22 protein-coding genes are annotated in these 25,425 nt (G+C 57.6%); 14 read left to right on the top strand and 8 right to left on the bottom strand.

Annotation, left to right across the window (positions count from 1 at the left end):
- The first annotated feature begins 32 nt into the window (after positions 1–32).
- Positions 33–977, top strand: a complete 945-nt coding sequence (locus MUN82_RS09175; RefSeq protein WP_245096865.1) for a hypothetical protein — start codon at positions 33–35, stop codon at positions 975–977.
- The gene (locus tag MUN82_RS09170) at positions 970–1,662 is read left to right on the top strand and encodes an ABC transporter ATP-binding protein (RefSeq protein WP_245096864.1); all 693 of its coding nucleotides are present in this window, start codon (positions 970–972) and stop codon (positions 1,660–1,662) included. Before MUN82_RS09175 ends, MUN82_RS09170 begins: the two co-directional genes overlap by 8 nt.
- Positions 1,663–1,664: 2 nt before the next feature.
- On the opposite strand, the gene MUN82_RS09165 is transcribed toward MUN82_RS09170, so the two are convergent.
- Positions 1,665–2,387 carry a tRNA1(Val) (adenine(37)-N6)-methyltransferase gene (locus MUN82_RS09165; protein ID WP_245096862.1) on the bottom strand — a complete coding sequence of 241 codons (723 nt, stop codon included), beginning with the start codon at positions 2,385–2,387 and terminating at the stop codon, positions 1,665–1,667.
- A gap of 103 nt (positions 2,388–2,490) precedes the next feature.
- Between MUN82_RS09165 and MUN82_RS09160 the strand changes: the two genes are divergently transcribed.
- Positions 2,491–3,930, top strand: a complete 1,440-nt coding sequence (locus MUN82_RS09160) for a DUF389 domain-containing protein (RefSeq protein ID WP_245096860.1) — start codon at positions 2,491–2,493, stop codon at positions 3,928–3,930.
- 174 nt (positions 3,931–4,104) lie between these two features.
- Here MUN82_RS09160 and rnhA read toward each other — a convergent pair whose 3' ends face one another.
- The 4 genes from rnhA to aroQ all read right to left on the bottom strand — a co-directional run bounded on the left by rnhA (position 4,105) and on the right by aroQ (position 7,066).
- A complete protein-coding gene (gene rnhA / locus MUN82_RS09155) occupies positions 4,105–4,569 on the bottom strand; it encodes a ribonuclease HI (protein ID WP_245096858.1) in 465 nt (154 codons plus the stop codon).
- Between the two features lie 111 nt (positions 4,570–4,680).
- Positions 4,681–5,241 (bottom strand): MarC family protein, encoded by a 561-nt coding sequence (locus MUN82_RS09150; protein WP_245097544.1) that lies wholly within the window; start codon positions 5,239–5,241, stop codon positions 4,681–4,683.
- Between the two features lie 86 nt (positions 5,242–5,327).
- The gene (locus MUN82_RS09145; protein ID WP_245096857.1) at positions 5,328–6,392 is read right to left on the bottom strand and encodes an aminotransferase class V-fold PLP-dependent enzyme; all 1,065 of its coding nucleotides are present in this window, start codon (positions 6,390–6,392) and stop codon (positions 5,328–5,330) included.
- A gap of 227 nt (positions 6,393–6,619) precedes the next feature.
- On the bottom strand, positions 6,620–7,066 hold the full coding sequence (aroQ, locus tag MUN82_RS09140; RefSeq protein WP_245096855.1) for a type II 3-dehydroquinate dehydratase: 447 nt from the start codon (positions 7,064–7,066) through the stop codon (positions 6,620–6,622).
- 361 nt (positions 7,067–7,427) lie between these two features.
- On the opposite strand from aroQ, the gene MUN82_RS09135 reads away from it, so the two are divergent.
- From MUN82_RS09135 to MUN82_RS09125, 3 genes are all read left to right on the top strand, one after another.
- On the top strand, positions 7,428–9,236 hold the full coding sequence (locus MUN82_RS09135; RefSeq protein ID WP_245096854.1) for a serine hydrolase domain-containing protein: 1,809 nt from the start codon (positions 7,428–7,430) through the stop codon (positions 9,234–9,236).
- A gap of 169 nt (positions 9,237–9,405) precedes the next feature.
- Entirely contained in the window at positions 9,406–10,305 is a 900-nt protein-coding gene (xerD, locus tag MUN82_RS09130) for a site-specific tyrosine recombinase XerD (RefSeq protein ID WP_245096852.1), read from the top strand.
- A 97-nt stretch (positions 10,306–10,402) separates the two neighbouring features.
- The gene (locus MUN82_RS09125; RefSeq protein ID WP_245096851.1) at positions 10,403–11,713 is read left to right on the top strand and encodes a ferredoxin reductase family protein; all 1,311 of its coding nucleotides are present in this window, start codon (positions 10,403–10,405) and stop codon (positions 11,711–11,713) included.
- Positions 11,714–11,851: 138 nt separating this feature from the next.
- Here the strand turns inward: MUN82_RS09125 and MUN82_RS09120 are convergent, their stop codons facing one another.
- Positions 11,852–12,265: a tudor domain-containing protein gene (locus MUN82_RS09120; RefSeq protein ID WP_245096849.1), complete on the bottom strand. Its 414-nt coding sequence runs from the start codon at positions 12,263–12,265 to the stop codon at positions 11,852–11,854.
- Between the two features lie 136 nt (positions 12,266–12,401).
- On the opposite strand from MUN82_RS09120, the gene MUN82_RS09115 reads away from it, so the two are divergent.
- The 8 genes from MUN82_RS09115 (at position 12,402) to MUN82_RS09080 (ending at position 23,720) form a co-directional block, all read left to right on the top strand.
- Complete coding sequence (locus tag MUN82_RS09115; RefSeq protein WP_245096847.1) at positions 12,402–14,120, top strand: DUF6044 family protein; 1,719 nt, start codon at positions 12,402–12,404, stop codon at positions 14,118–14,120.
- 130 nt (positions 14,121–14,250) lie between these two features.
- Positions 14,251–17,199, top strand: a complete 2,949-nt coding sequence (locus MUN82_RS09110) for an FtsK/SpoIIIE family DNA translocase (protein ID WP_245096846.1) — start codon at positions 14,251–14,253, stop codon at positions 17,197–17,199.
- A gap of 114 nt (positions 17,200–17,313) precedes the next feature.
- Positions 17,314–17,958, top strand: coding sequence for an outer membrane lipoprotein periplasmic chaperone LolA1 (lolA1, locus tag MUN82_RS09105; RefSeq protein WP_245096844.1), 645 nt, complete (start codon positions 17,314–17,316; stop codon positions 17,956–17,958).
- A 252-nt stretch (positions 17,959–18,210) separates the two neighbouring features.
- Positions 18,211–19,509, top strand: a complete 1,299-nt coding sequence (locus MUN82_RS09100) for a DUF2851 family protein (protein ID WP_245096842.1) — start codon at positions 18,211–18,213, stop codon at positions 19,507–19,509.
- Complete coding sequence (locus MUN82_RS09095) at positions 19,506–20,756, top strand: hypothetical protein (protein WP_245096841.1); 1,251 nt, start codon at positions 19,506–19,508, stop codon at positions 20,754–20,756. Before MUN82_RS09100 ends, MUN82_RS09095 begins: the two co-directional genes overlap by 4 nt.
- Positions 20,757–20,992: 236 nt before the next feature.
- A complete protein-coding gene (locus MUN82_RS09090; protein WP_245096839.1) occupies positions 20,993–21,628 on the top strand; it encodes a NeuD/PglB/VioB family sugar acetyltransferase in 636 nt (211 codons plus the stop codon).
- A gap of 107 nt (positions 21,629–21,735) precedes the next feature.
- Positions 21,736–22,689, top strand: coding sequence for an oxygen-dependent tRNA uridine(34) hydroxylase TrhO (gene trhO / locus MUN82_RS09085; RefSeq protein ID WP_245096837.1), 954 nt, complete (start codon positions 21,736–21,738; stop codon positions 22,687–22,689).
- A gap of 158 nt (positions 22,690–22,847) precedes the next feature.
- On the top strand, positions 22,848–23,720 hold the full coding sequence (locus tag MUN82_RS09080) for a nucleoside phosphorylase (protein ID WP_245096835.1): 873 nt from the start codon (positions 22,848–22,850) through the stop codon (positions 23,718–23,720).
- A gap of 153 nt (positions 23,721–23,873) precedes the next feature.
- Here the strand turns inward: MUN82_RS09080 and MUN82_RS09075 are convergent, their stop codons facing one another.
- Both MUN82_RS09075 and MUN82_RS09070 read right to left on the bottom strand, forming a co-directional pair.
- Entirely contained in the window at positions 23,874–24,179 is a 306-nt protein-coding gene (locus MUN82_RS09075) for a hypothetical protein (RefSeq protein WP_245096834.1), read from the bottom strand.
- A gap of 108 nt (positions 24,180–24,287) precedes the next feature.
- A complete protein-coding gene (locus MUN82_RS09070; RefSeq protein ID WP_245096832.1) occupies positions 24,288–25,298 on the bottom strand; it encodes an acyl-CoA reductase in 1,011 nt (336 codons plus the stop codon).
- Positions 25,299–25,425: the final 127 nt, after the last annotated feature.

Below are 25,425 nucleotides of genomic sequence, written 5' to 3'. Positions count from 1 at the left end.
TATAGAAGCTGCAATCGGCCGTTGTAAGCGTTATGCAAGCATATCTCCGTCTGCGCCTGCGGGTGTTGAGGCGCCACCTGCTAGAGCTAGGCTGGTGGCGAATACTACTGCTGGGGGCGATGCTACTGGCGGTGACTAGCAAAGCCCTGCTTATGGCAGCGCACCATACAGTAGGACAGTGGGTAGTGCCGATAATGGGTATGTGGTTGTGCCTCAGTGCGCATTGGCAACGAAACGACCTGCATTTCTTGCAAGCGGTGGCCCCCACGTTTCGGCAGTGGCTGGCCGCGGAGTATGCGCTGCTGCTGAGCCCGGCCGCGGTAGTGCTGCTGGCGCATGGCAGGGTAGGCGCCGCTGTACTGGTGGGGCTAGCTGCTGCTGCGGTGCCGTGGCTGCCGATTCCGGCCGTGCGGGTGCGTAAACGGGGTAGAAGTAGTCTGTTTCGGGCTGAGGCTTTTGAGTGGGTAGGAGGCTGGCGACAAGGAGGCGGCACGGTAGTGTGGCTGGGGCTGCTGAGCGTGGCTGTGTGGCAACATCAGCAACCTATTGTAGCAGCCGGTGCCGCGGTGCTGTGGCTGTTCTGGGTGCTAAGTTGCTATGGCACGGCCGAGCCATCTACCATGGTGCTACTGGTTGCCCGCGGGGTAGGTGCTTTTCTCAGACGACGCTTGTGGCTGCTGTGGGCTTACTACTTGCTCACGGCGGCTCCTTTCCTAACGGTTATGGCGGCAGGACCTGCTACCTGGGTAGGCGCTTTGGGAATGCTATTGTGGAGCCTCACCGTGTTGGGAAACGCGTTGCTTGCCAAATACGCTTTCTACCCCAATGATTTTTTAAGCCGCACCATCCAAATGGGCGTCGTAGTGTTGGGCTTGCTGATTGTGTTGAATACCGTGTACGGGGCGTTGTTCGTAGCGGCATTTCCTGTTTTACTGAACAAAAGCCGACGGCGGTTGGCCGCTTTTCGCTATGATTGAAGTTCGCGACTTATATAAAGCTTACGACGCGCAGCCCGTGCTGCACCACGTCAGCCTCGACCTGCGCCCTGGTACCATCCATGGGTTGGTAGGGGTGAATGGGGCCGGCAAAACCACGCTGTTGAACTGCATCTACGGGCTGATTGCCGATTACCGCGGCACCGTGCGCGAAACCACTGGCCTCAGCCTGCGCCAGCATACGGGTCTGCTACCCTACGAGCCCTACTTCTACCCGCGCCTCACCGGTCGCGAGTACCTCACCTTTTGCTTGCAGGCGCGTGGCCGGGCTGTGCCGGATTTCACGGAATGGAATGCGTTGCTGGAACTACCGCTTGATGCCTATGCCGAAGACTACTCTGCCGGTATGAAAAAGAAGCTGGCCCTACTGGCGGTGCTGGTGCAGGACTTTCGCTATCTTATTCTCGACGAACCATTCAACGGCCTTGACCTGGGTACTAACTTGCTGGTGAAGGAGATACTGTTGCGGCTGCGGGCGCGCGGCACCGGTATTCTGCTGACGTCACACCTACTGGGCACGCTCACTGAAATCTGCAATGAGCTAACCATCCTGGCCGCTGGCACCGTGCGCCGCCACTACACCCGCCCCGAGTTCGACCAGGTAAGCACTGATTTGCTCGACGAATTTTACCAAGAAAAGCTCGCGCGGCTCCGGCAGTTGGTATAGGGCTATAAATGCAGATAAAAGTCACTCAACAACTTCCGGAACTCCGCCGAATACACAGTATCATCAGCATCATGCAGCAATAGTACTCGTGTAATGACAGGCTGCGGCTGCCGCCCAAACGCTGTGATGTGGCGCAACGCCCGGCTGCCGGGTCGGTGGTGTACGGCTAGGCGGGTGGTAGGGTAGAGGCCTACAGCCGCGGCGGCCTGCTCGAAGTATAGCATCTCGGGTGGCGGCAGGAGTACCGTAAGAGTACCCTGTTCAGTTAGAAAACCAGCGGCAAATTGACTGATTTCGGTGAAGGTAAGCGTGTCGTCGGCGGTGTGGCGGGCAGTGGTACGCTGCGCATTGGGTGAGCGGAGCGACTCCCGAAAAAAGGGCGGGTTGCACAGAATATGGTCGTAGGGAGTGGGATAGGTAGCCGCGAAGCGGGCTAGGCTAACAGGGTAGGCACGCAAACGCTCTGCCCAGGGCGAGGTGGCAAAGTTCTCGGCGGCCTGAGCAGCTGCGGCGGGGTCTAGCTCCACTGCTTCAATGGTGGCCGAGGGGTTGCGCTGGGCAGTCATCAGGGCCAGCAGGCCGGTGCCGGTGCCAATATCCAGCACGCGCTGGGCGCCAGTTACGGCCGCCACGGCGCCCAGTACGCAGGCATCAGTGCACACTTTCATAGCGCATTGCGCCTGCTCCACCCGAAACTGCTTGAACTGAAAATAGGAGTTGGCCATGAGGGTTGAACGCTGGAAGTACGTGCAAAGATAGAGAGCAGCTTTCCTGTCGAGCTTTTCGTATGCTGGTCTTACCATCCTCTTTCCCACCCAAAGTTCCCTTATGCTGCGGCGTCTACTCCATTTACTAAATCTGCGTACTGGCGCGTCCATTGGCAGCACCATCGAAGCAATCGAAGCCAACATTGGGCTGCGCGGCTCAGTGCTTTGGATTTTGCTGTGCGCGGCGCTGCTAGCCAGCATTGGCCTTGATACTAACTCGGCCGCCGTTATCATTGGGGCCATGTTGATTTCGCCGCTGATGGGGCCGATTCTAGGGGTGGGCATGAGTTTGGGCATCAACGATTCTGCCATGTTTCGGCACGCGCTGCAGCAACTGGGGGTAGCTACAGCTATTAGCTTGGGGGCTAGCTTGCTCTATTTCAGCCTTACACCCTTGGGGCAAGCCACACCCGAGCTGCTGGCGCGCACGCACCCTACCCTGCTCGACGTGCTGATTGCCCTGTTTGGGGGTGTGGCCGGCATCATCTCCAACTCACGCCGCGACAAGACCAACGCCATTCCGGGCGTGGCCATTGCTACGGCGCTCATGCCTCCGCTGTGCACCGCCGGCTTTGGTCTGGCGCATCTCAACTGGTCGATTTTTCTGGGTGCGTTGTACTTGTACTGCATTAACGCGGCGTTTATCAGTCTAGCTACCTACCTGATTGTGCGCGTGATGCGCTTCCCGCAACGCACCTATGTGAAGGAGGGTCAGCAGCGCCGCGTTACCATCATTATGGGCCTACTGCTAGCGCTGATTGTGGCCCCCAGCGTTTACTTTCTGGTAAGTGTGTACCGGGAGGAGCGCGACCGGCGCATTGTGAAAGAGGTGGTGGTAGAGGGATTGCGGGCGCAGGGCAACGAAGTGCTGCGCTGGGACATCATGCGCACCGATTCGACTAATTTGGTGCGGGTATACTTTTCGGGCCTGAACGTGGTGCCTCGCCAAGTGGCGCAAATGGAACAGCGCCTACAGCAACGCGACCTCAAGAACTACCAAGTAAAGGTGTCGCGGGTGAATATTTCTAAGGAAGAAATAGCACAGCTAAGCGAGGAAGCTGCCCGCAATCTGTTTCAGAACATGCAGCTGGAAGCCGAGCTTACGCGCACGCCTACCATCCGCACCACTAGCAGCCCGGCCAGCAACCCGCTACCCTCGGCGGCGCAGGTGCTGCGTGAGGTGCGCGCCGCTTTCCCGCGCGTGGCGGGCCTAAGCGTAGCTCGCCCCCAAACCGATATTGCCCCTGACACCCTCCGCGCCGATACCCTGCTCACCGTGGCCGTAGCCTGGCAACGCCCTGATACCGTGCCTACCCCCGCTGAAGCCCAACGTCTCTACCAGTTTCTGCAAGCCCGCCTGCAACAAGACACGCTCATCCTAAGCCGTACCCCGCTGCGCGCCATGCGACAGCCTGCCCCCCGTGCCGTGCCCATCACCCTACCCCAAGCACCTACCATCCCTCAAACACTAAACACGCCTACCCCAGCGGCAAGGCGGTGAAGTAGTGAGTGGTGAAATTGTGAGTTTGTGAAGTGGTGAATAAAACACGCCTGTCATCCTGAGCCTGCGAAGGACCTTCTCACGCTAGACAGTAACTATCTAACGCCTGCTGTTCCTACGTGAGAAGGTCCTTCGCAGGCTCAGGATGACACAGGCGCTTTTTTACGTGTTACCTTACTTCCTCGCCTCGATCAGCTCATATCCTTCATCCACCAGCAGCTTGCCTTGAGTGGCGCTCCACACAGCTAGCTGGTCGCACCGCTCGTTTTCGGGGTGGCCGTTGTGGCCGCGCACCCACTGGAAGCGCACGGTGCGCTGGCGGTATACTTTCAGGAAACGGCGCCAGAGGTCTTCGTTGGCCTTTTTGCCAAAATCGGGCTTATTGGCCCAGCCGAACACCCACTTTTTCTCCACGGCATCCACCACATACTTCGAGTCGGTAACGACGGTGATAGGCATTTCGGGGCGCGTGATGGCCTCCAGACCCACAATCACGGCCAGCAGTTCCATGCGGTTGTTGGTGGTCAGGCGGAAGCCCTGGGTCAGCTCTTTTTCGTGCGGTCCGAAGCGCAGAATGGCCCCGTAGCCGCCCGGTCCCGGGTTCCCCCGCGACGAGCCATCGGTGTATAGGTGAATCATTAGGGTGTTGTTAGGGCTTTGGGTCTTGGGGACTTAGGGGCTTGGTTGATGTTCCGATAAGTCGTTGAACGTCAACCAAACCCTTAAGTCCCCAAGACCTCAAGACCCTCTTCAAAAATTACTTTTAAACAGTTTGATGGCAATGGCCAGCAGAATCACGCCGAACACGCGGCGCAGGATGTCCTCGCCGGCTTTGCCGAGCTTGCGCTCAATCCAGGCCGAGCTTTTCAGCACGATGTATACAAAGACCAGGTTTAGCACGATGCCTACCAGCACGTTGGGTAGGGAGTAGGCAGCCCGTAGAGAAAGCAAGGTGGTCATGGTGCCGGCGCCCACAATGATGGGAAATGCCAGCGGCACAATGGAGCCCGACGCGGCCGTGGGGTCGTTTTTGAAGAGCTCAATGCCCAGAATCATTTCCATGCCGATGAGAAAGATGATAATGGCGCCAGCTAAGGCAAACGACTGAAAGTCAACTCCAAAAAGAGACAAAATGCTCTGTCCCAGAAACAGGAACACCACCATTAACACGCCTGCTACCAGAGTAGCACGCTCGGAGTGGATCTTCCCTTCGCGCTGCCGTATTTGAATGATAATGGGCACCGAACCCAGAATATCAATAATGGCAAACAGGGTGAGCGTAACCGAGAAGATTTCTTTTAAACTGAACATCATGGGAATGTTGAGTTTTGAGGGGTAAGTGTTGAGTTAGTTCAGGTAGTCTACCTGCTCATCCAATACTTACCCCTCAAAGCATCTTAGGCAAACTCGCGGGCAAAAAACTGCACTAGCTGCTCAAACGCCGCATCGGGTACGGCAGGGAAGTTGGCAATGCGCAGGGTGCTAGGCTTCCACTTGCCGTAGCCGCTGCCCAGCTGCATGCCCTGCTCCAGGGCGCGGCGCTTCACCTCGTCGATGAGAGCAGGCGGACCTTGCAGGCCGATGACGGTGGTAGAGCGCGTTTCGGGGTTCGTGACCATGGGCTTGAGCTGAGTAGCTTGGTCGAAGTAGTCGTAGAGCTTGGTAGCACGGTCCAGCAGGTGCTGATGCACGGTTTTGATGGGCTCCCGGTCCTGCAACACCCGGCTCAACAGGTAGAGGTTGAGCACGTTGGGCGTGTGGGTGGTCTGGAAGTTGAGCATCTTCTCGTACTGCGCCGTGAGCGAGTTGTAGTGGCTGCTCTCGTTGATGTGCCGGAACCGCGCCACCGCCCGCGGCGACAACACCATGATGCTTAGGCCCGCCGGCAGCCCGAAACACTTCTGCACCGAGGCGTACCAGATGTCGCCCTTAATGAATTTCAGCTGCACGCCCGCCATCGAGGAAGTAGCATCCACGGCCAGCAGGGCGTTGCCGGTTTTGTTGAACAGGTTGAGAATGAAGCCGTCGCGCAGCTGGGTAGCATTGCTGGTTTCGTTCTGCGTGATGCACACCAAGTCCAGCTCGTCGTCGGGTAGGGGTAGGGCGGCCACGTCGGGCAGCTCATCAATACCAAAGGGGTAGCCTACGCAGGCCGGGCGCAGGGCCTTGGCGTACTCGTACCACTTCTCCCCAAAAGCGCCGCTGTACAAGTGCAGGCTTTTGCGCGGCGTGAGGCTCTGAGCCAGCACCTCCCAGCACTCGGTGGCCGAGTTCATGAAGAAGATGGTATAGTCCTGCGGAATGTTGAGCTTGGTCTTCAAATCGGCTACAATCTGCCGCATCAGCGTCGTAAACCGGTCGCCCCGGTGTTGAGCCGACAGCCAGCCTTGGTCATACGCATCCGTTAGGTATTGCCGCACTGCCGGATACACAGCAGCCGGCCCTGGATTGAATGTATACATAGGAAGGAAAGTCAAAACATGAGGGAAACAAAGGTAGGGAATGGGGGAGAGGTGAGGTTGTGAAAATGTGAGTTTGATGTTCTGTCATCCTGAGCATGTGGCGCATAAAGCCAGTGTCGAAGGACCTTCTCACGTAAGAATGACCGACGTCATAACGACTCGTTCAACTGGCATAAGGTCCTTCGCAAGCTCAGGATGACAGCCGTTTTCACCACCTCACCTTTCCATCACACCCGAAACCCTACCCGCTTAGGCCGTAGGCCGTCGAAATAGTGCAGCGCTAACTTGTAGCTGTCGAGCTTGAAGCCCGCGATGCTGCCCACGCAGTTTTTGCCGATGAGGCTTTTGTGGCGAAACTCCTCGCGGGCGTGCAGGTTGCTCAGGTGCACTTCCACTACGGGCGTGTTGATGGCCGCAATGGCATCGGCCAGAGCCACGCTGGTGTGCGTGTAGCCACCCGCGTTTAGCACCACGCCGTGGTAGGTGAAGCCCACTTCGTGCAGCTTATCAATCAGTTGTCCTTCGTGGTTGCTCTGAAAATAGTCGATGGTCAGGTTCGGGAAGGCCTCCTGCAACTCGGGCAGGTAGGCATCAAACGAGCGGGTACCGTAGATGCCCGGCTCGCGCTGGCCCAGCAAGTTGAGGTTGGGGCCGTTGAGAATGAGAATTTGCATGAAAAGGCGTGAAACGAATAGATGCCAAGTGTCAAAAACCAATTGGCAAGGTAGGAAAGACGCCCGACGATAGAAGCCACCCAGCGAGGTGAAAAGCACGCGCCGCTTTGTCTGCCAACAATAAGTTTCAACGCGTATGGAGGATATTATATTGTATAAATATAGGTAATGTTATATTATGATAGGCTTTGCTGTTAGCTTCATGTGCAAGGGATGTCAGAAGAAACTTTATTTGAAAGTTTATAGAACATACTTTTTTAAGTCTGTTATTTTGATGGATTGTGCTACAAAAATTGCAATAAACGCTCGGGTCTGAGACAGACCTCGGGTAGGATGTTGTATGTTTTTGGTAGCCTAGGAATTGAAGAAATTTTACTTTTTCATTTGCTTATTGATTTCCCTGCGGGCAACTGCGCAAACGGGCGTCTCGGAGCCCGCCTTTCAACCCTTCGACCGGGCCATGCAGCAGTTTATGCAGCGCTGGGGCATCCGGGGTGCCTCAGTGGCAGTTGGTACGCAGGGGGGCGTGGTCTATGCCCGAGCTTTCGGCTCGGCCGACGTGGCGGGCACGCAGCCCATGCAGCCCTACCACCTGTTGCGCGTGGCTAGTGTATCGAAGCCTATAACGGCGCTGGCCGTGATGCAGTTGGTAGAGCAGGGACACCTACGGCTGACCGACAAAGTGTTTGGGCCGCAGGGCCACTTGCGGCGCCCATACTACCTAGAGGCCATCCGCGACCCGCGCATCTACGACATCACCGTGCAGCAGTTGCTGGAGCACACCGCCGGCTGGGACCGCAACACCAATTGCGATGGTCAGGATGGCTGCGACCCCATCGATTTTCCGGTGTACGTGGCCCGCGCTATGCACGCCGCCACGCCCGTAGCCGACTCTACCCTAATCCGTTTCTTGCTGACCCGCGGGCTGAATACCACGCCGGGCACGCACTACGCCTACTCCAACATCGGCTATCTGGTGCTGGGCAAATTGCTGGAAGCCGTAACGGGTCAGCCCTACGAAACGTGGGTGCGCCAGCAACTGCTGGAACCCGCTGGCGCCCTCGAGGCGCACCTGGGCCGCAACCTACCCGCCCACCGGCTGGAGCGGGAGGTATCCTACGAAAGCCACTACCAAACTGAGGCGTGCGACGGCTCGGGGAAGGTAGTGCCCGCAGCGTACGGAGGCTTCAACCTGGAAGCAATGGGTGCCCACGGCGGCTGGGTGTGCTCGGCTCGTAGCCTAGTGCAACTCTTGCAAGCGGTGGAGGGTAGGGCCGGGCAGTCGGGCCTGCTGACGCCTGCCACCCTGGCTACCATGGCGCAGCCCTCAGCCGTGAATGTCCATTACGGTAAAGGATGGATGGTGAATGCCGCCGGCCACCGCTGGCACCGCGGCGAAATGGATGGCACGGGCACGTACCTGGTGCGTACGGCTGGCGGCTACACCTGGGCCATCTTGCTCAACACGCGCCCCGCCTCAGAAGCCTGCTGGCAAGAGCTTGACCAACTAGGCTGGGTAGCCGTGCAGCGCGTGGCAAAGATGCCCGCCCACGATCTGCGGCCACCTACCCGTAATGCAACGGAACTCACGGCCCTATCCGATTCGGGAGGCGTTGTGCTGCGCTGGCAGCGCGGTACCGGCACGCGTTGCCTGGTGCTTGTGCAAGCCGAACGGCCGATAGTGGATTTTCCATTGGATGGTACCCGCTACGCGCCTACTGCACTAAGCGCGCCGGCTGCCCTGGGCACAGGCACCTACGTGGTGGCCAATACGGCCGCCGATTCGGTGCGGCTGCCCCACCTCGATGCGAGCCGTCGCTACCACGTGCGGGTAGTGGAGTACACCGAAAATGCGTCCACCGGTTTTCAACCCGTGTACGTGCTTGATGGCAACCCAACCCTGACGCTGCCCGCCACCAATGGCGCAGTGGCAGCCGGCGGCGCGGTGCGGTTGCCGCTCTACCCCAATCCCGCCCGCACGGAGCTAACTGTACTAGGCGTGCCCCAAGTGCTACCCTATGAGGTGACCACGCTGCTGGGGCAGCGCCTGCGGACGAGTGTGCTAGTACCAAATCAGACCATTCCCATCAGCGACTTACAGCCTGGGCACTACCTGGTTCGGTTCCAACTGCCAGAACGCGTAGTGATTAGTCGGTTTGTGAAAGAGTGAGCTATGTGACTTGTTGAAGGCAAATGGTTGAGTTTCGACGTATGCTGAGCAAGGAGAGGGTGCAGCAACTGTATTCGCTAAGCTGAAAACAGCTAGGAAACGGCACCCTATGAAAAAAGCGCCGACCTTTGTTCGCCCTCCCGGTTTCTCAGTTTCCTAGTTCCTATCCATGACCTGGCCCCTTGCGCAAAAGCAATTCGACGGCTACCTGCGGCTCGAAAAATCGTTGTCCGGTAACTCCGTGGAAGCCTACTCCCGCGACGTGAGCAAACTGCGCCAGTACTTTGAGCTGCACCAGCTGCCTATCACCCCAGAGCACGTGACGCCTGAGCACCTGCGCGCTTTTCTGACGTGGCTTGGGGCGCTGGGGCTGAGTGCTACCTCCCAGGCCCGCACGTTGTCGGGCATCAAGGCCTTCTATAATTTCCTGATTATGGAGGACCTGCTCCAACTGGATCCCACCGACACGCTGGAGGCTCCCAAAATCGGCCGCCACTTGCCCGATACGCTCAGCTACCCCGAGGTAGAGCAGCTGCTGGTGGCCATCGACCTGAGCACGCCCGAGGGCACCCGCAACCGCGCCCTGCTAGAGGTACTGTACTCCTCGGGCCTGCGCGTGTCGGAGCTGACGGAGCTGCGTCTTTCTAATGTGTACGTAGATCAGGGCTTTGTGCGGGTGGTAGGCAAGGGTAGCAAGGAACGGCTGGTGCCCATCGGCCGCGACGCGCTCAAGCACCTGGGCTTCTACCTCAGCGGCATCCGCGCCCACCTCGACGTGAAGCCCGGCGACGAAGACATTGTGTTTCTGAACCGACGCGGTGGCAAATTGTCGCGCGTCATGATTTTCAACATCATCAAAGCCCTGGCCGAGCAGGCAGGTATTCGCAAGAGCATCAGCCCGCATACGTTCCGCCATAGCTTTGCTACCCACCTCATAGAAGGGGGTGCCGACTTGCGCGCTGTGCAGGAAATGCTGGGCCACGAGAGCATCACCACTACCGAAATCTACACCCACCTCGACCGCGACTACCTGAAGCAGGTCATTACAGAGTTTCACCCGCGCAGCTAAGAAATGTGCGCGGATATGGGGTAGAAAAGGCAAATAATTTCCCCGGTATGCGTATTGCGGTAGACTTCTCTTACCCATTACGTCACTTACTGCGTGTATGAAGCTTTTTAAACAGCAATACTATTGGGGCTATTTTGCTATTGGCTTGTCGATTGTGATTACCCTGGCCTTGTGGCTGGGTTCGATGTGGTACTACGACGCCTGGTACGAAGACCAGTTCAAGTACGTCGCCAAAATCGGGAGTATGCCCGCTACGTTATGCATGTGCTGGGCCTTGATTCTGGCCACTCGCCTACAACCAATCAACAAATTTTTTGGAGGGCTGGATAAAGCCTACCAAGCCCACCAAGACGTGGGTAAAGCCGCCTTCGGTCTGATTTTTCTGCACCCGATTTTCCTGGCAATGCACTTGCTGCCCGATTGGTCAGCTTTCGGGAGCTATCTGTGGTTTTCCGCCGACGTGGTGCGCAACACGGGCCTCGTGGCCCTGACCTTGCTGGTAGGATTGGTCGTTATTTCGATCTGGCCCCCTGTAAAGTATCACATCTGGAAGCAGACGCATAACCTATTTGGGTTGGTGCTGCTGTTAGTCGTCTACCACGGCATTCAAGGTCACGGCGAAATTATGCGTTTCCCGCTGCTGCGGGCGTGGTTTACCCTGTGGGTAGTAGCAGGTCTGGGGTGCTATGTATACATGCGGGTGCTCTACCGTTTTTTTGGGCCGATCTACCAGTACCGCGTGGCGGAAGTACGCGAACTGGACGACATTACTGAGGTGTACCTGGAGCCAGTGGGTAGGCGCATGCCCCAGCGGGCTGCGCAATTCCTGTATGTGTCGTTTGAGGCCGAAGCAGTGAGCCGCGAGTTGCACCCCTACACCGTATCGTCGGCCCCGGAAGCCACAAGGCTGCGCCTGTCGGTGAAGGCACTAGGCGACTGGAGTCGGAAAATGACGGAGCTGAAGCCGGGCGACCGGGCGCGGGTGTGGGGGCCGTATGGCGAGTTTGGCAACCACCTTTGGCAGCAGCCCGAGCGCGACGCCGTACTCATTGCCGGGGGCATCGGCATCACACCCTTTCTGAGTATGCTGTCGAGCGACGCGTTCATGCAGCGCCGCCAGGGAAAAACGTACCTGATCTACAGCGTTGCGAAGGCCGACGAAGCCTTGTACCATGCAGAAATTGAAGGACTAGATCTAGAGAAGCTGGACAGCATCCATGTGCCACACCACTCCGATGCTGAGGGCCTGCTCGATGCCAAGCTGCTATGCGAAAAGGTAGGCAACCTGCCGGAAAAATGCTTTCTACTCTGTGGCCCGGCGGCGCTGATGAGTTCTGTAGAAGAGGAACTACTAGAGGCCAAGGTGCCGCTAGAGCGCATTTTCAAGGAGGACTTTAATCTGGTGTAGCGCATACTGATGCCTGGTGAGGAGCCTATTCCTTCTTCACCAGTAAAGCCCTGGCCGAGCAGGCAGGTATTGGCAACAGCATCAGTTACGAAGCAAGAAGCGGATGACACCCGCTTTTTGCTCCACAAACTCACCATCTCACCGTTTCTGGCAAGCGCGCAGCCAATCTTCAGCGGCGGCTACGGTTTCAAAAAGCTGTACTTCAAACTGACCCTGAAAGGGATGATGCTTGTCCAGCACTGCCAGCTCACTGCGCAGCCGGTGCGTTACGTGGGCTACGTAGCGTAGACCAAGCCGATTGGCCTGGGGCCCCCATATTCGCTGCAACCACTCAATCGAATCAAACCACGGCCCCACCAGCTGGCTGTTGTCATTTAACAGGTAAGGGCAATTGACGTCTCGCATGGAAATCAAGTAATGATCAGCCCCTCTAGTGGCTTCGCCCTTGTCTACAAACCCCTTCCAGGTGGCACGCAGCCAGTGGTTATCCTCATCATATACAAGGATACAGGAGCTGCCGTCGGTGGGGTCGCTAGCGGAATTTAAAAGCATGGTAAAAAAGCGGGAACCGGAAATAATTGTAACAAATTGAATGTGCGAAACTGGGTAGATTTCGCACGAATAACAACCTGGACAGGAAATACGACCGGCGCAGGATACTTTTGTTTTTCTGTCTGGTTTCTGTGCTATGCCCGCTTTTTTTCGCTTTTCTAGTACTCCTTTGCGCTGGGCGCTGCTGGTGTTGCTGGTGCTGCTGGTGCCCACGTGGCTACTGGGCGAGCACGCCTACCTGACCATCGATGACAACCTCGACTCGGAACTGGTAGCGCCCTACCTGCTGCCCCGCCACGACGTACTGCTGGACTACCGCCCTACCGCCGTGGTTCCACCTCTGATGGATGGCCTGCCGCGCAACGCCCTGCGCCCTGGCCTGAGCGTGACCATGTGGCTGTTTGCCTGGCTACCCCCGTTGCCAGCCTACCTGCTGCACGCACTGCTGGTGCGTGTGGTGGCGCTGCTGGGCTTCTACGCACTGGCCCGCACGCACTGGCTACGCCACCCTCCCGACGCTATCCTGGCAGCACTGCTAGCCCTGGCCTGGGCTACGCTGCCGCTCTACACTATCTATGGGCTGTCGGTGGTGGGGCAGCCCTGGGTGCTATGGGCCATCTTGAACCTGCGGGAGGGTAGGCAGCGAGGTGTAAGCTGGTTGCTGCTGGCCACGTTTCCGCTGTGGTCGATTTTCGTGTACGTGGGGCCGTTTCTGCTGGTGGGTATCGGGGGGCTGCTGGCGTGGGACTGGTGGCACGGCCGCCGCGCCTACCTGGGCGGGGTGCTAATGGGCGCTGGGCTGTTGCTGCTAAGCTACCTGATAGTGGAGTTTCCGCTGTTCTATTCCCTGTTGATAGCCAAGCAGTTTGTGTCGCATAGAGTGGAGTTTGATATCAGCCAGCTGGCGCCCATGGGATTACTAAGTGGCCTAAAAAGCGCCTTGCGTTACCTGCTGCTCGGGCAGTACCACGCCAGCTTGTTTTTCCGAGGGGTGATGCTGGTGGCAGTAGCGGTGGCGCTGGCCCGGAGCCAGCCAACGGCACGTCGGCAGCTTGGCCGGCAGTTGCTGCCGCTGAGTGTGGTGCTGGTATTGGTGGCCGCTTTTTGTGGCTTCTACCCGCAGTTGCTTACAGCGTTGCAAGACCAACTGCTGCTGCTGCGCACGTTCAACGTAAGTCGGTTTCACTTCCTGACGCCGTTGCTCTGGTTTGTGGTGCTGCTGCTCTGCCTGCGCGCCCTACCCCCCGGCCGTTTGCGGATAGGGCTAGTGGCAGCGCAGCTCATAGTAGGCCTAGCCATGAACACCGAGTGGACCACTAACCTGCGTCACTTGGCAGGCGCCGCCCCCGCCACCGACCCCGACTATGCCGCCTACGTAGCACCTCGGCTGTTTGCGCGCGTGCGGGCCTTGCTGCACGAGCGCACCGGCCAGGAGCCGCCCGCCTACCGGGTAGCCTGCCTGGGCCTACCGCCTGGCGTGGCCCAGCTCAACGGTTTCTATACCCTCGACAGCTACCAGAACAATTACCCCCTGCGTTACAAGCGCCGGTTTCGGCCCCTCATTGCCGGAGAGCTGGCCAAGGACCCTGCGCTACGCGCTTACTTCGATGCTTGGGGCAACCGTTGCTACCTGTTCTCAGCCGAGCTTGGCAGAAACTTTCGGGTAGGCGCTACTTCGCGCCGCGTGGTGCAACACTGGGCTTTCGATGCCGCGGCGTTTCGCCAGTTGGGGGGGCGCTTTGTGCTGTCGGCTGCGAGGCTGGCCCGGCCGCAGGAGAGTGGCCTGCGCCTGCTGGCCGTGCAGGCCGATGCGGCAGCTTACTGGAAACTGTTCGTGTACGAGGTAGCGAAGTGAGACGCGGGAAAGAATTTACAAACAAATCGGGGCGCGAAAATAGTAACTTCACTCCGTCACCGTTTTACGGTTTCACTCCCCGGTTTCCCCCTCGAATTTGCTAGATTTGGCTTTTTGGTGAGATAACAGAATGGCGAAGAATACATATAAGCAAACGAATACTGCCCCCGCTTCCCGTGCCAACGAGCCGCGCCCGACACGAGCGGCGACCCCCGTGGCTGAGGAGGCAGCCCCCGCCCGCGAGCAGCCCCGGCGCGAGCCGCGCAACAAGGAAAAGCCGAAGGTTGCGCCCCGCGCTGCCCGCCCGCCCCTGCGCCTACCCTCCGTGCGTCTGGGCGGGCTGTTTAGTTTCCTGCGCGACCGGCGTTTTCAGCTATTTCTGGGCTTTTTCTTCCTGCTCAGCTCCATCTACCTCACCATTGCCTTTGTGTCGTTCCTGTTCACGGGGCACGCCGACCAAAGTGTGGTAGAGAACCTGGCCAACACCCCGGTGAAAGAAGCCGGGCAGGAGTCCAGCAACCTGCTGGGACTGGTAGGAGCTTGGGCCGCGCAACTTCTAATCTACAAAGGCTTTGGCGTGGCGGCGTTTGCCGTTATTCCAGTGGTGTTCTTTCTGGGCTATAAAATTGTGTTTCGCCGGGCCGATGTGTCGGTGAGCTACGTACTGGCGTTGAGCTTGTTTAGTATGTTGTGGCTGAGTGTGTTGCTAGGCTACGTGGTGCTCAGCATGCAGGCTCCCGACGCCGACCCCAACCTGGCACATCGCCTCGATTTTCTGAGCGGCGGAGTAGGTTACGAGGCCGCGTTGTGGCTGAGCAGTCTTATTGGCTGGGGCACGGTGCTGTTGCTGGCTTTCCTGCTGATTTCCTTCGTGGTGTTCTTCTTCAACGTGACTACCCTGGGCCTGAGCCGGGGGGTAGGAGAGGAGGAAGCTGTTTCTTCTCCTGCTGTGGCTACGCCGACTACTGCGACCAATCGTGCCGGAAATACGGCGCGCTTCTCGCCGGCTGCTTCGGAAGAGATGGAGGAAGATAACACCTTGGAGCCTGATGAAGATGAAGAGGATGATGCTCTGAACATCACCCTGCACGACCGTCGCCCAGTGGCTGCTACCCCCGTACCCACCGAGCCAGAAGTGGTGCGTACGGGTGCCGTGGCCGGTGGTGCCGTGGCCCTGAGTGTGGCACCGGCGGCCGTTGCGGCGCCGGCAGTTGCTGCCTCCGCCGGAGCGGCGGCTACCGTGGCTGACGCGGGTGCCGTGGCGGCTAAAGCTGCCGCCAGCGGCCCCAGCTTCTCCTTCGAGATGCCCACTGCTGAGCCTGAAGTAGCATCTACTGCTACGTCCGCATCGCGTGTGCCAACCCCGCTTTCCCTCGCCGACTTGGCTGACGATACTACGCCGCTGCCAGCTGCCACGGCCTCGGCACTGCCGCTGACCGTAGAGCCTGCCAAGCCCGAAGCACCCTTCGAAATTGAGGATAAGACCGGCGAGCTAGACCCTTCGGCCGGCGCCGACATGGCCGTTATTGCCGAGGAAGACGAGGACGCCGAGGCCATGCCCGCCGTCAACTACGATCCTACCCTCGACCTACCTCGCTACCAGTACCCTACCCTGGAGCTGCTCAACGACTATGGCGCCCCCAAAGCTCAAGTATCCAAAGAGGAATTGGAGGCCAACAAGGACCGCATCGTGGAAACGCTGGGGCACTACGGCATCAACATCGCCAGCATCAAGGCCACCATTGGGCCTACCGTTACGCTCTATGAGATTGTGCCGGATGCGGGCGTGCGCATCTCCAAAATCAAGAGCCTGGAAGATGATATTGCTCTGAGCCTGGCCGCGTTAGGTATTCGTATCATCGCGCCTATTCCGGGTAAGGGTACTATCGGTATTGAGGTGCCAAACACGAAGAAGGAGATGGTGAGCATCCGTTCGGTCTTCGCCACCGACAAGTTCATCAACACCGAAATGGACCTGCCGATTTCCTTCGGCCGCACCATCACCAACGAGGTATTCGTGGTCGATCTGGCCAAAATGCCTCACTTGCTGATGGCCGGGGCTACCGGTCAGGGTAAGTCGGTGGGCCTGAACGTGATACTAGCCTCGCTGCTCTACAAGCGTCACCCCTCGGAGCTGAAGTTTGTACTGGTCGACCCCAAGAAGGTAGAACTAAGCATCTTCAACAAGATTGAGCGTCACTTCCTGGCCAAGCTGCCCGACACCGAGGAAGCCATCATCACCGACACTAAAAAGGTGGTGAACACGCTCAACTCCTTGTGTATGGAGATGGACCGGCGCTACGACTTGCTTAAAGACGCCGGCTGCCGCAACCTGAAGGAGTACAACCGCAAGTTTGTGGAGCGTCGCCTCAACCCCAAAAAGGGCCACCGCTACATGCCCTTCATTGTGCTGGTGATTGACGAACTGGCCGACCTGATGATGACGGCTGGCAAGGAAGTGGAAACGCCCATTGCCCGCCTGGCCCAGCTGGCCCGCGCCATTGGTATTCACTTGATTGTGGCCACCCAGCGCCCGTCGGTGAACGTGATTACGGGTATCATCAAGGCCAACTTTCCGTGCCGCATCAGCTTTAAAGTGACCAGCAAAATCGACTCACGCACCATCCTCGACGCCGGCGGTGCCGACCAATTGGTGGGGCAGGGTGACATGCTGATTTCGCAGGGCTCCGATATCATCCGGGTGCAGTGCGCCTTCATCGACACGCCGGAGGTAGACCGCCTCTGCGACTTTGTGGGCGAGCAGCAGGGCTACCCCGACGCCTACCAGCTGCCTGAGGTAGCCGGCGAAGACGGTGGTGGCAACGGCGGCGAGGACTTTGACCCCGCCGACCGCGACTCGATGTTTGAGGAAGCCGCCCGCGTGATCGTAACTCATCAGCAGGGTAGCACCTCGCTCATTCAGCGCAAGCTGAAGCTGGGCTACAACCGTGCCGGCCGCCTCATCGACCAGCTGGAGCACGCCGGCATTGTAGGGCCGTTTGAGGGTAGCAAAGCCCGCGAAGTGCTCATCCCCGATGAGTACAGTTTGGAACAGTTGTTGAACACGATGCAGAAATAGAACTTAGCCAGGAGAAAATTAGAGCTTAGCGTTGTTCTACTTTTAGTTTTCTTCGTTTAAACTTTCGCAGAGCACTTCGCTCTACTACTCAAGCTCGCTACACCAATTTCTGCAATGAAAAAATTTCTCGCTCTGCTCGCGCTGTCTGCTTCGTTCATACAAGCCGCATCGGCGCAGCAGGACCCCAAGGCCGGTAAGATTCTCGATGATATGAGTGCTAAGTATCAGGCGATGAAAGCATTCCGGGCTAACTTCACGCAAACCTTGGAAAATGATAAGGCCAAGGTGAAGGAAAATATCACCGGCGACATCATTGTGAGTGGCCCTAAGTTCCGGCTGAAAGTGAATGGCCAAGAGGTCATCAACAATGGCCAGACCATGTGGACCTACTTGAAGTCGGAAAACGAGGTGAACATCTCCGACTACGACCCGGATGATCAGGAAGTGTCTCCTTCTCAAATATTTACTTTATATAAGAAGGGGTATAAGTACACCTACGTGCAGGAAGCCAAAGAAGGCGGCCAGGCTATCGACATCATCGATTTGTCGCCGGAAGACCGCTCCAATGCTGTGTATAAAGTGCGCATCAAGGTAGGAAAGGCCGATAAATCGGTGAAAAGCTGGCAGATGTTCAAGAAGAACGGCAACCGCTATACCTACACTATCAAGCAGTTTCAGCCCAACCCGCCGGTAGACGCCACTACCTTCAACTTCGATAAATCGAAGTATAAAGGCGTGAAAGTGGTAGATCTGCGTTAATTGACAGCCACGCTGCCGTTTTGGCCGGCCCGCTTCCCACAGGAGGCGGGCCGGTTTTTGCTTTGGGAGTAATCTTAAAAATCATCTGTCATCCTGAGCTTGCGAAGGACCTGCTGCCCGTAAAATAAGTTGTTGTTACGTCTGTCATTCCAGCGTGAGAGCATCCTTGGCCCCTGGCTTGGTGCGCCACATGCTCAGGGCTAACAGGGAGAATAGACATTGCCTAGTTATCCACGTGCTTTTATACTTGCTATGCAAGAAGATTTCCTCCATTACGTCTGGCAGCACCAGTACTTCGATAAAACCGACTTGCGTACCACCAATGGTGAAACCATTACCGTACTAAAGCCCGGCCTGCACAATCACGATGCCGGCCCCGATTTCTTAAACGCCCGCCTGCACCTGGGCGAAGTAGAGTGGAACGGCGCCGTAGAAATCCACCTACGCGCTTCCGACTGGCACCGCCACCAGCACCAGCACGACCTCAAGTACGACCAGGTAATTCTGCACGTGGTACTGCATGCCGACGAGCCCGTGCGCCGCACTAACGGCTCCGAGGTGCCCGCGCTGGTGCTGGAAGGCCGCCTAGCGCCGGAGCTGTTGGGCCGCTACCAGCAACTCCTTACCGAGACGCCCGCCCTACCCTGCGCGCCTCTTTTGGCGCAAGTGCCCGTTATTGCGCGGGTAATGATGGTAGAACGAACGTTGTTGGAACGGGTAGAGCAAAAAGCCGCTACCCTCGAAGCCCTGCACCAGCACCTGGGCGGCGACTGGGAGGCCACTGCCTACCATGCACTGCTGGCGGCTTTTGGCTTCAAGAAAAATACGGAGCCTTTGCAGCGCCTTGCTAAAGCCCTGCCGTTGCCGGTATTGCGCCGCCACCGCCACGACCGGCGCCAACTGGAAGCGCTGTTGTTCGGGCAAGCTGGTTTTCTAACTGAAAACGACGAAAATCGTCACGACTTGTTTGTGGCTGATCTGCGGGCCGAGTACGAGTTCCTGGTGCATAAATATCAATTGAAAGCCGCTGCCCTGGCCCCACACGACTGGAATTTCCTGCGCCTGCGGCCAGCTAACTTTCCTCCGGTACGGCTGGCCCAGCTGGCCGCTGTGCTGCACGCCCGCCCCGCACTGTTCGATGCCTTGCTTACGGCCCAGGACGTACTGACGCTGGAGCAATTCTTTGCAGCGCCGGTGTCGGAGTATTGGCAGGGGCACACCCGGCCGGGTAGGGCGGGCAAGGTGCCGCACCAGTTGGGTAGGAGCAGCGCCCATCTACTGATAACCAACGTGGTAGTGCCCCTGCGCGTGGCCTACGCCCGCCATATAGGCCAGCCCGAACTGGTAGAACAAGCCGTGACGCTGCTCACGCAGCTGCCCGCCGAACGCAATGCCATTACGGACACCTACGACCTACTAGGTTTCCAGCACCGCACCGCCGCCGATTCGCAGGGCTTGCTGGCGCTGCACAACGGCTACTGCCAGCCGCGCCAATGCTTGCGCTGTGCTATTGGCAGCCGTATTCTACAACCCAAACCCGTGCTGCGTTGAGGCTCCTACTTGCTATTATACTAAATACTGGCCTGCTGTGGCTGCTGTGGCGCTGGGTGCGCCGGGAGCAACAGGCGCCGGGGGTAGGGCCGTTGCTACTTCCCATACTGGTGTTGAAGCTGACCATAACGCTGCTTACCGTTATGCTGCTCACCGAGGACGCCCGCTACTTTCACTATTGGGGGCGCGCCCTCACCGAGCAGCTCTGGGCCACCCCCGCTGCCTGGGTAGGCACGCTGCTGGGCGACGAGTTTCATGCAGCGGGCCAGCAGCTTATCTATCACGGCTACTCCAACACGTTCTTCCTCATCAAGGTGCTCTCCGCATTAAACTTGGGCTCGCTGGGGAGCGTGTGGCTAAATGCGGTGTATTTGTCAGTATTTTGTCTGGTAGGATGCTGGCAGTTAGTCCGGAAGGTGCCAAAGCTGTTTCCGGATACGCTGGCGCTGGCAGTACCTGTTGCTTTCCTGCTGTGGCCCACAGTGCTGTACTGGACCTCGGGCATAACCAAGGAAAGCGTATTGGTAGGGGCACTAGCATGGCTGACGGCGCTGGTGCTGGGCTGGCTGTATGGGCAGCAGCCTGTACGTGTGTGGTCGGTGGTGGGAGGTATAGTACTGATGGTAGTCGGATTTAAGATGCGGTATTTCTTCGCGGTGCTGCTGTTTGCTGCATTGCTGGGGCTGGCTCTTATCCGAGTGGGGGAGCAGTTGGGCGTGCGGCAGCGTGGGGTGCAAGTGGCCCTGGTGGTACTCTTGCTGTGCGGAGGCGGCTGGGTGCTGAGCGAGGTGAATTCAATTTTTCGCTTCAATAGATTCAGCAGCCAACTGTTGCGCAATTATTATGGCATGCTGGATCAATCGCGCCACAAGCCGCACATTGAGTACGACCACTTGGCGCCTACTTGGCAGAGCGTCGCTACTAACGCCCCGGCTGCCGCCATCAACACGTTATTACGGCCTTGGCCTTGGGAAAGCACTCAGTGGAACTACCTGGCTGTGAGTCTGGAGAATGTGGTGTTGCTGACGCTGCTGCTCACGGCGGCCGTGGCCGTGTGGCGGGGTAGGGGCGGGCGCCTACCCTTTGCGCTCGTGTTGGTACTGGCCATATACTGCCTGGGCCTGGCCGTGTTGCTGGGCCTAACGACTCCCAACCTGGGCACCCTCAGCCGCTACCGTACGGTGCTGCTGCCGTTTCTACTGTTGCTGTTGCTGCAAAATGAGTATGTGCGGAGAGTGCTGAGATAGTGAAGTTGTAAATGCAATACATCTGTCACGTAGGTATTCCGCGCATCAAGTGGGGATGAGGGACTCCATCACACTAGAACGAATGACGTAACAATCACTCGTTCAACTGACAGACGGTCTTTCGCACGTTCAGGATGACACACGCTGCTCAACTTCTCTATTCACAACTTCACCATTCAACCTATCTTTGTGGTTTCGCTGCAAACTCCGGCCCCGCGTGGGCTGTTCTCTTTTATATGGAAAATCCCGTAATCATTCTGGGCGCTCAGAGCGTGGGCACCGCTGCCCTCGACTCCTTTCTGAGCAACGATGTGGTGGTCTACTGCCTGCTCGACGACGACGCCCAACTGCAAGACACCGAAGTAAACGATGTGCCCGTGATGGGCAACACCGACAATAAAGACCTGCTGAAACTGCTGGGTAAGAAGTGCGAGGTGTTTGTGGCCACCGAGGACGTAGCCAGCCGCCGCAGCCTCACCGGTATGCTGCACGACGAGTATGAGGTAGCGCCCGTCAACGCCATTCACGCCCGCGCCAGCGTAGCCGAGCATGCGTGGCTCGGCCACGGCATCCTGGTAGGTGCCAATGCCGTAGTGGCCAGCACCGCCAAAATAGCCGATGGCTGCATTATCGGGGCCAACGCGGTAATCGAAACCAAAGTGCAATTGGGCGAATACGCGCAGGTAGGCGCCGGCGCTATCCTCAATACCGGCGTCGAGGTAGGCGACCAGGCGTTCATTGGCTCGGGTGCTATTGTGGTGGCAGGCGTTAAAATTGGGAAGAAAGCTCGTGTAGGCGCTGGTTCGGTTGTAGTGGCCGATGTGGCGGCCAATCAAACTGTGTTCGGAAACCCCGCTGCGAAAGTCAGTTAAGAATAGCTGCTAAAAAGTGTAGACTAGGTTGTTGAGTTGAAGAAGTCCTGGTTGAATAGTCAGTATGCCAAGATTTTAACTCTCGATTCTTAATTTTTAATTGGAAAATGGATTACCTCGTTCTGTTGTACTACTGCTACGCACCCATCGACGATGTGGAGGCGTTTCGGGAAGAGCACCACCGCCTGTGCCTGCGCCTGCACTTGCGCGGCCGCATTATTGTGGCACCGGAAGGACTGAACGGCACGGTATCGGGCCGGCGGGCCGACTGCGAGGAGTACATGCGGGTAGTGAAGGCCGATTCGCGCTTTGCGGCGCTGGAGTTTAAAATAGAACCTGCTGAGGCGCACACCTTTCAGAAACTGCACGTGCGCGTGAAGCCCGAAATCGTGCACGTAGGCCTACCCGATATCAAGCCCTACGAACGTACCGGCATCCACCTCTCGCCCCAGGAATTCAAGGACATGAAGGACCAGGACGATGTGGTGGTGCTAGACGTGCGCTCCGACTACGAGCACGAGCTGGGGCGCTTCAAAAACGCCGTCACGCTCGACATCGAAAACTTCCGTGAGTTTCCGGGTAAGGTAGGGGAGTTGGAGCAGTACAAAGACAAGAAAATCCTGACCTACTGCACCGGCGGCATCAAATGCGAAAAGGCCAGTGCGTTTCTGCTGGAGCAGGGCTTCGAGAACGTGTACCAACTGCACGGTGGCATTATTAAGTACGGTCTGGAAGCCGGCGGCGAGGATTTTGACGGCAAATGCTACGTGTTCGACGGCCGTGTGGCCGTAGATGTTAACAGCGTCAACCCGACGATTATTTCCACTTGCCATAACTGCCACACGCCCTCGGCGCGCATGGTGAACTGTGCCAATCCGCACTGCAACGACCACTTGCCGCTTTGCGAAGCCTGCGCCGAGCAATTGGAGGGCGCTTGCTCGCCTACCTGCCAGCAGCACCCCGATAAGCGTCCCTACGACGGCACCGGCACCTACCCCAAAAACAGCAACAACTATAACCCCGAGCAGGGCTTGTTGTCGTATAGAGCACCTGCGAAGTAGGTACTGTAAATAGTTTGTCATCCTGAGCAGCGCGAAGGACCTTCTCACGCCAAAACGACCATCGTACCAACGACTCGTTTTGTGGGTACAAGGTCTTTCGCGCCGCTCAGGATGACGCTTTTTTTATCTTCGTCTTCTCCTACCTAAAACACCTTCCTATGCCCATCCCCGAATCGGAGCTGATCCTGAACAAAGACGGCAGCATCTACCACCTCAACCTGCTCCCCGATCATATTTCCGACACCATCATCACGGTGGGCGACCCGGAGCGGGTGCCAATGGTCAGCCGGCATTTCGATTCTATTGAGACGCAAATTCACAAGCGCGAGTTTGTGACCCACGTAGGCTACTACAAAGGCAAGCGCCTCACCGTAATTTCGACCGGCATGGGCACCGATAATATTGATATTCTGCTCAATGAGCTGGATGCGCTGGTCAACATCGACTTTGTAGGGCGGGAGCCTTGCCCGCACGACGAGCGGATTCAGCTGCGCATTGTGCGTATTGGTACCAGCGGCGCCTTGCAGGCCGATATTCCAGTGGGCTCACACCTGGTTACGGAGCACGCCGTGGGCTTGGACTCGCTGATGCAGTTCTATCCCTTGGTAGAAACTGGTCTGGAAGTGGAAGTAGCCACCGGCATTCAGGAGGCGCTACAACTGCCCTACCGTCCCTACTGCGTGCGCGGCTCCGATTTGCTGCGTGAGCAGCTTGGCAAAGACATGGTGGTAGGCAACACGCTCACCTGCCCCGGTTTCTATGGACCCCAGGGCCGCGTGCTGCGCCTCGACCTACGCCAGCCCGATCTGATTCAGCAATTCCAAAACTTCCGCCACCAGAGCGCCGAGGGCGAGCTGCGCCTCACCAACTTTGAGATGGAAACGGCCGGGTACTATGCCCTGGGCCGCCTACTCGGCCACGAAGTTGTGTCGTTGAACGCCATTGTAGCCAACCGCGCCACCGGCGAGTTTGCCACCAATTCAGAAGACGTCATCAACGATTTGATTGTGAAGACGCTGGATCGGTTGTAGTTGATAGGTTGTTTAGGTGTTTTAAACAAACATGTCCTCCTGAGCGCAGCGAAGGACCTTCTCACGCGTGAACGAGTCGTTATTATGACGGTCGTTCACGCGTGAGAAGGTCCTTCGCTGCGCTCAGGAGGACATGTTTGTCTTACGCTTCTATTAATAAAAATCAAACCCTAGCACAGCCTGCAAGGGTAGGGACACACCGGCTTTCAAGGTAAGGCTGTTGTCGTGGCTGGCCCAGATGCTGGTGTGCACGCGGCGGGTGATGTAGTCGGACGTGCGGAAATAGATGTCTACTTTGCCTTGGTAGTTGTTGCCTAGGGCTGTAGCCCGTTCAGCATCATGGCGGCGGCGCTGCTGGTCGAGCGGGTCGGTGAGAACATCTTCGGTAGGAAAGTGCAGACTAGGAATAGCTTCTTTCTCAATGATTTCAGCTGTGTCTGTCGAAGGTGTGAAGGGCATAGGTTGAAAAGCTAAAGTGGGTAGACGCGGGGGCGTCTGATTAGGGGAGAAGTTGGTAAATAACGCTTCTACTCATTTGAAACGTATTAAAATGGAATTATACTTCCATTAAAACTGAGCCAAAAACTTCATCGTGTCGATGCCGTCGGCGTAATCCCATACCTGCGGATGCTGGGCCCGACCAAACGCAAAACTGCCCGGATACTGCCCTCCCGCCGACACCAGACACTGCGTTTGCGCAGCCACAGTGGTTAGGCGCTCTACTAGGTCTATCTCGTGCTGGTAGCCCTCGTAGTGCACCACCGAGATAGGCGACACCAGCTGCGGGCTTTCCGTGAGCAGCACAAATCCGTTGTCGTAGTGCGGCACGCCGTTCACCAGCAGAATGCTCTTATTGTAATCGTAGTTGTTTTGGTATTTGTGATGGTCGAGAATATGCTGCCAGGGTTGCAGCGCATCGAGCAGGGTAGGGAAGGAGAAGCCCACCGGCACATACAGCTTGCTCACGTTGCGGCAACCCAGGCCATAGTAGCGGAAAATATCCTCACCCAGCAGTCCTAGGTCGTGTTCCGTTTCGCGGCCCGTTAGGATAGCCAGGCTGGTGCGGTTGCGCCGGATCAGGTTGGGCTTCTTGCCGAAGTAGTATTCAAAATAGCGCCCGGTGTTGTCGGAGCCGGTGGCGATAAACGCATCGGCCGCATTTAGGCGCGGCACAAAACGAATCATTTCCTCGAAGCGCGGCTCTAGCTTTACCAGCTCACTGGCAATCCAGGTCATGAGCACGGTGTCGTCGGAGCTGGGTTTGGCCAGCAGAATGTGGCCACTTAGCAGTACACACAGTAGATCGTGGAAGCCTACTAGCGGAATGTTGCCGGCCATCACCACGCCAATCTGGCGGGGCTGCTCTGGCTCGGCGGGGTAGCGGCCAGCCCACTGCCGCAACGGCTCCTCGGCCAGTAGCTCGGCAATGCCTTTGAGTGCGTAGGCTACGTTGGTCGGCGTAAACCAATTGTTTTGATTGCGGGCGCGGGCACCGAGGCCGGCAAGTTCGTCTTCAGATAAGTGTTGTAAACGCTGGCCCAGGGCCACAAAGGCCGCCAGGCGGTCAGAATGATTCATATAGGAAAGATGGGGTGGAAGGCTGAAGTTTACGTGAAGCCAGGCTGTAAACCCACTTCAGGTCAATATTCGCGGGTTAAAATTACGCGCACTGCGAGTTAGTTTCTATTTTTGTCGGCCCGCGTTA

Source organism: Hymenobacter aerilatus, assembly GCF_022921095.1.
Classification (GTDB): domain Bacteria; phylum Bacteroidota; class Bacteroidia; order Cytophagales; family Hymenobacteraceae; genus Hymenobacter; species Hymenobacter aerilatus.
This window is presented reverse-complemented; position numbering and strand designations above follow the sequence as displayed.

Excerpts from the sequence above, each read along its gene's own strand:
- MUN82_RS09170 (WP_245096864.1), top strand. The coding sequence starts at position 970 with ATGATTGAAGTTCGCGACTTATATAAAGCTTACGACGCGCAGCCCGTG.
- MUN82_RS09150 (WP_245097544.1), bottom strand. The coding sequence starts at position 5,241 with ATGTTCAGTTTAAAAGAAATCTTCTCGGTTACGCTCACCCTGTTTGCC.
- MUN82_RS09090 (WP_245096839.1), top strand. The coding sequence starts at position 20,993 with ATGGAAAATCCCGTAATCATTCTGGGCGCTCAGAGCGTGGGCACCGCT.
- MUN82_RS09125 (WP_245096851.1), top strand. The coding sequence starts at position 10,403 with ATGAAGCTTTTTAAACAGCAATACTATTGGGGCTATTTTGCTATTGGC.
- MUN82_RS09070 (WP_245096832.1), bottom strand. The coding sequence starts at position 25,298 with ATGAATCATTCTGACCGCCTGGCGGCCTTTGTGGCCCTGGGCCAGCGT.
- MUN82_RS09075 (WP_245096834.1), bottom strand. The coding sequence starts at position 24,179 with ATGCCCTTCACACCTTCGACAGACACAGCTGAAATCATTGAGAAAGAA.
- rnhA (WP_245096858.1), bottom strand. The coding sequence starts at position 4,569 with ATGATTCACCTATACACCGATGGCTCGTCGCGGGGGAACCCGGGACCG.
- MUN82_RS09110 (WP_245096846.1), top strand. The coding sequence starts at position 14,251 with ATGGCGAAGAATACATATAAGCAAACGAATACTGCCCCCGCTTCCCGT.
- MUN82_RS09160 (WP_245096860.1), top strand. The coding sequence starts at position 2,491 with ATGCTGCGGCGTCTACTCCATTTACTAAATCTGCGTACTGGCGCGTCC.
- xerD (WP_245096852.1), top strand. The coding sequence starts at position 9,406 with ATGACCTGGCCCCTTGCGCAAAAGCAATTCGACGGCTACCTGCGGCTC.
- trhO (WP_245096837.1), top strand. The coding sequence starts at position 21,736 with ATGGATTACCTCGTTCTGTTGTACTACTGCTACGCACCCATCGACGAT.
- MUN82_RS09080 (WP_245096835.1), top strand. The coding sequence starts at position 22,848 with ATGCCCATCCCCGAATCGGAGCTGATCCTGAACAAAGACGGCAGCATC.
- MUN82_RS09145 (WP_245096857.1), bottom strand. The coding sequence starts at position 6,392 with ATGTATACATTCAATCCAGGGCCGGCTGCTGTGTATCCGGCAGTGCGG.
- MUN82_RS09120 (WP_245096849.1), bottom strand. The coding sequence starts at position 12,265 with ATGCTTTTAAATTCCGCTAGCGACCCCACCGACGGCAGCTCCTGTATC.
- lolA1 (WP_245096844.1), top strand. The coding sequence starts at position 17,314 with ATGAAAAAATTTCTCGCTCTGCTCGCGCTGTCTGCTTCGTTCATACAA.
- MUN82_RS09175 (WP_245096865.1), top strand. The coding sequence starts at position 33 with ATGCAAGCATATCTCCGTCTGCGCCTGCGGGTGTTGAGGCGCCACCTG.
- MUN82_RS09165 (WP_245096862.1), bottom strand. The coding sequence starts at position 2,387 with ATGGCCAACTCCTATTTTCAGTTCAAGCAGTTTCGGGTGGAGCAGGCG.
- MUN82_RS09115 (WP_245096847.1), top strand. The coding sequence starts at position 12,402 with ATGCCCGCTTTTTTTCGCTTTTCTAGTACTCCTTTGCGCTGGGCGCTG.
- aroQ (WP_245096855.1), bottom strand. The coding sequence starts at position 7,066 with ATGCAAATTCTCATTCTCAACGGCCCCAACCTCAACTTGCTGGGCCAG.
- MUN82_RS09100 (WP_245096842.1), top strand. The coding sequence starts at position 18,211 with ATGCAAGAAGATTTCCTCCATTACGTCTGGCAGCACCAGTACTTCGAT.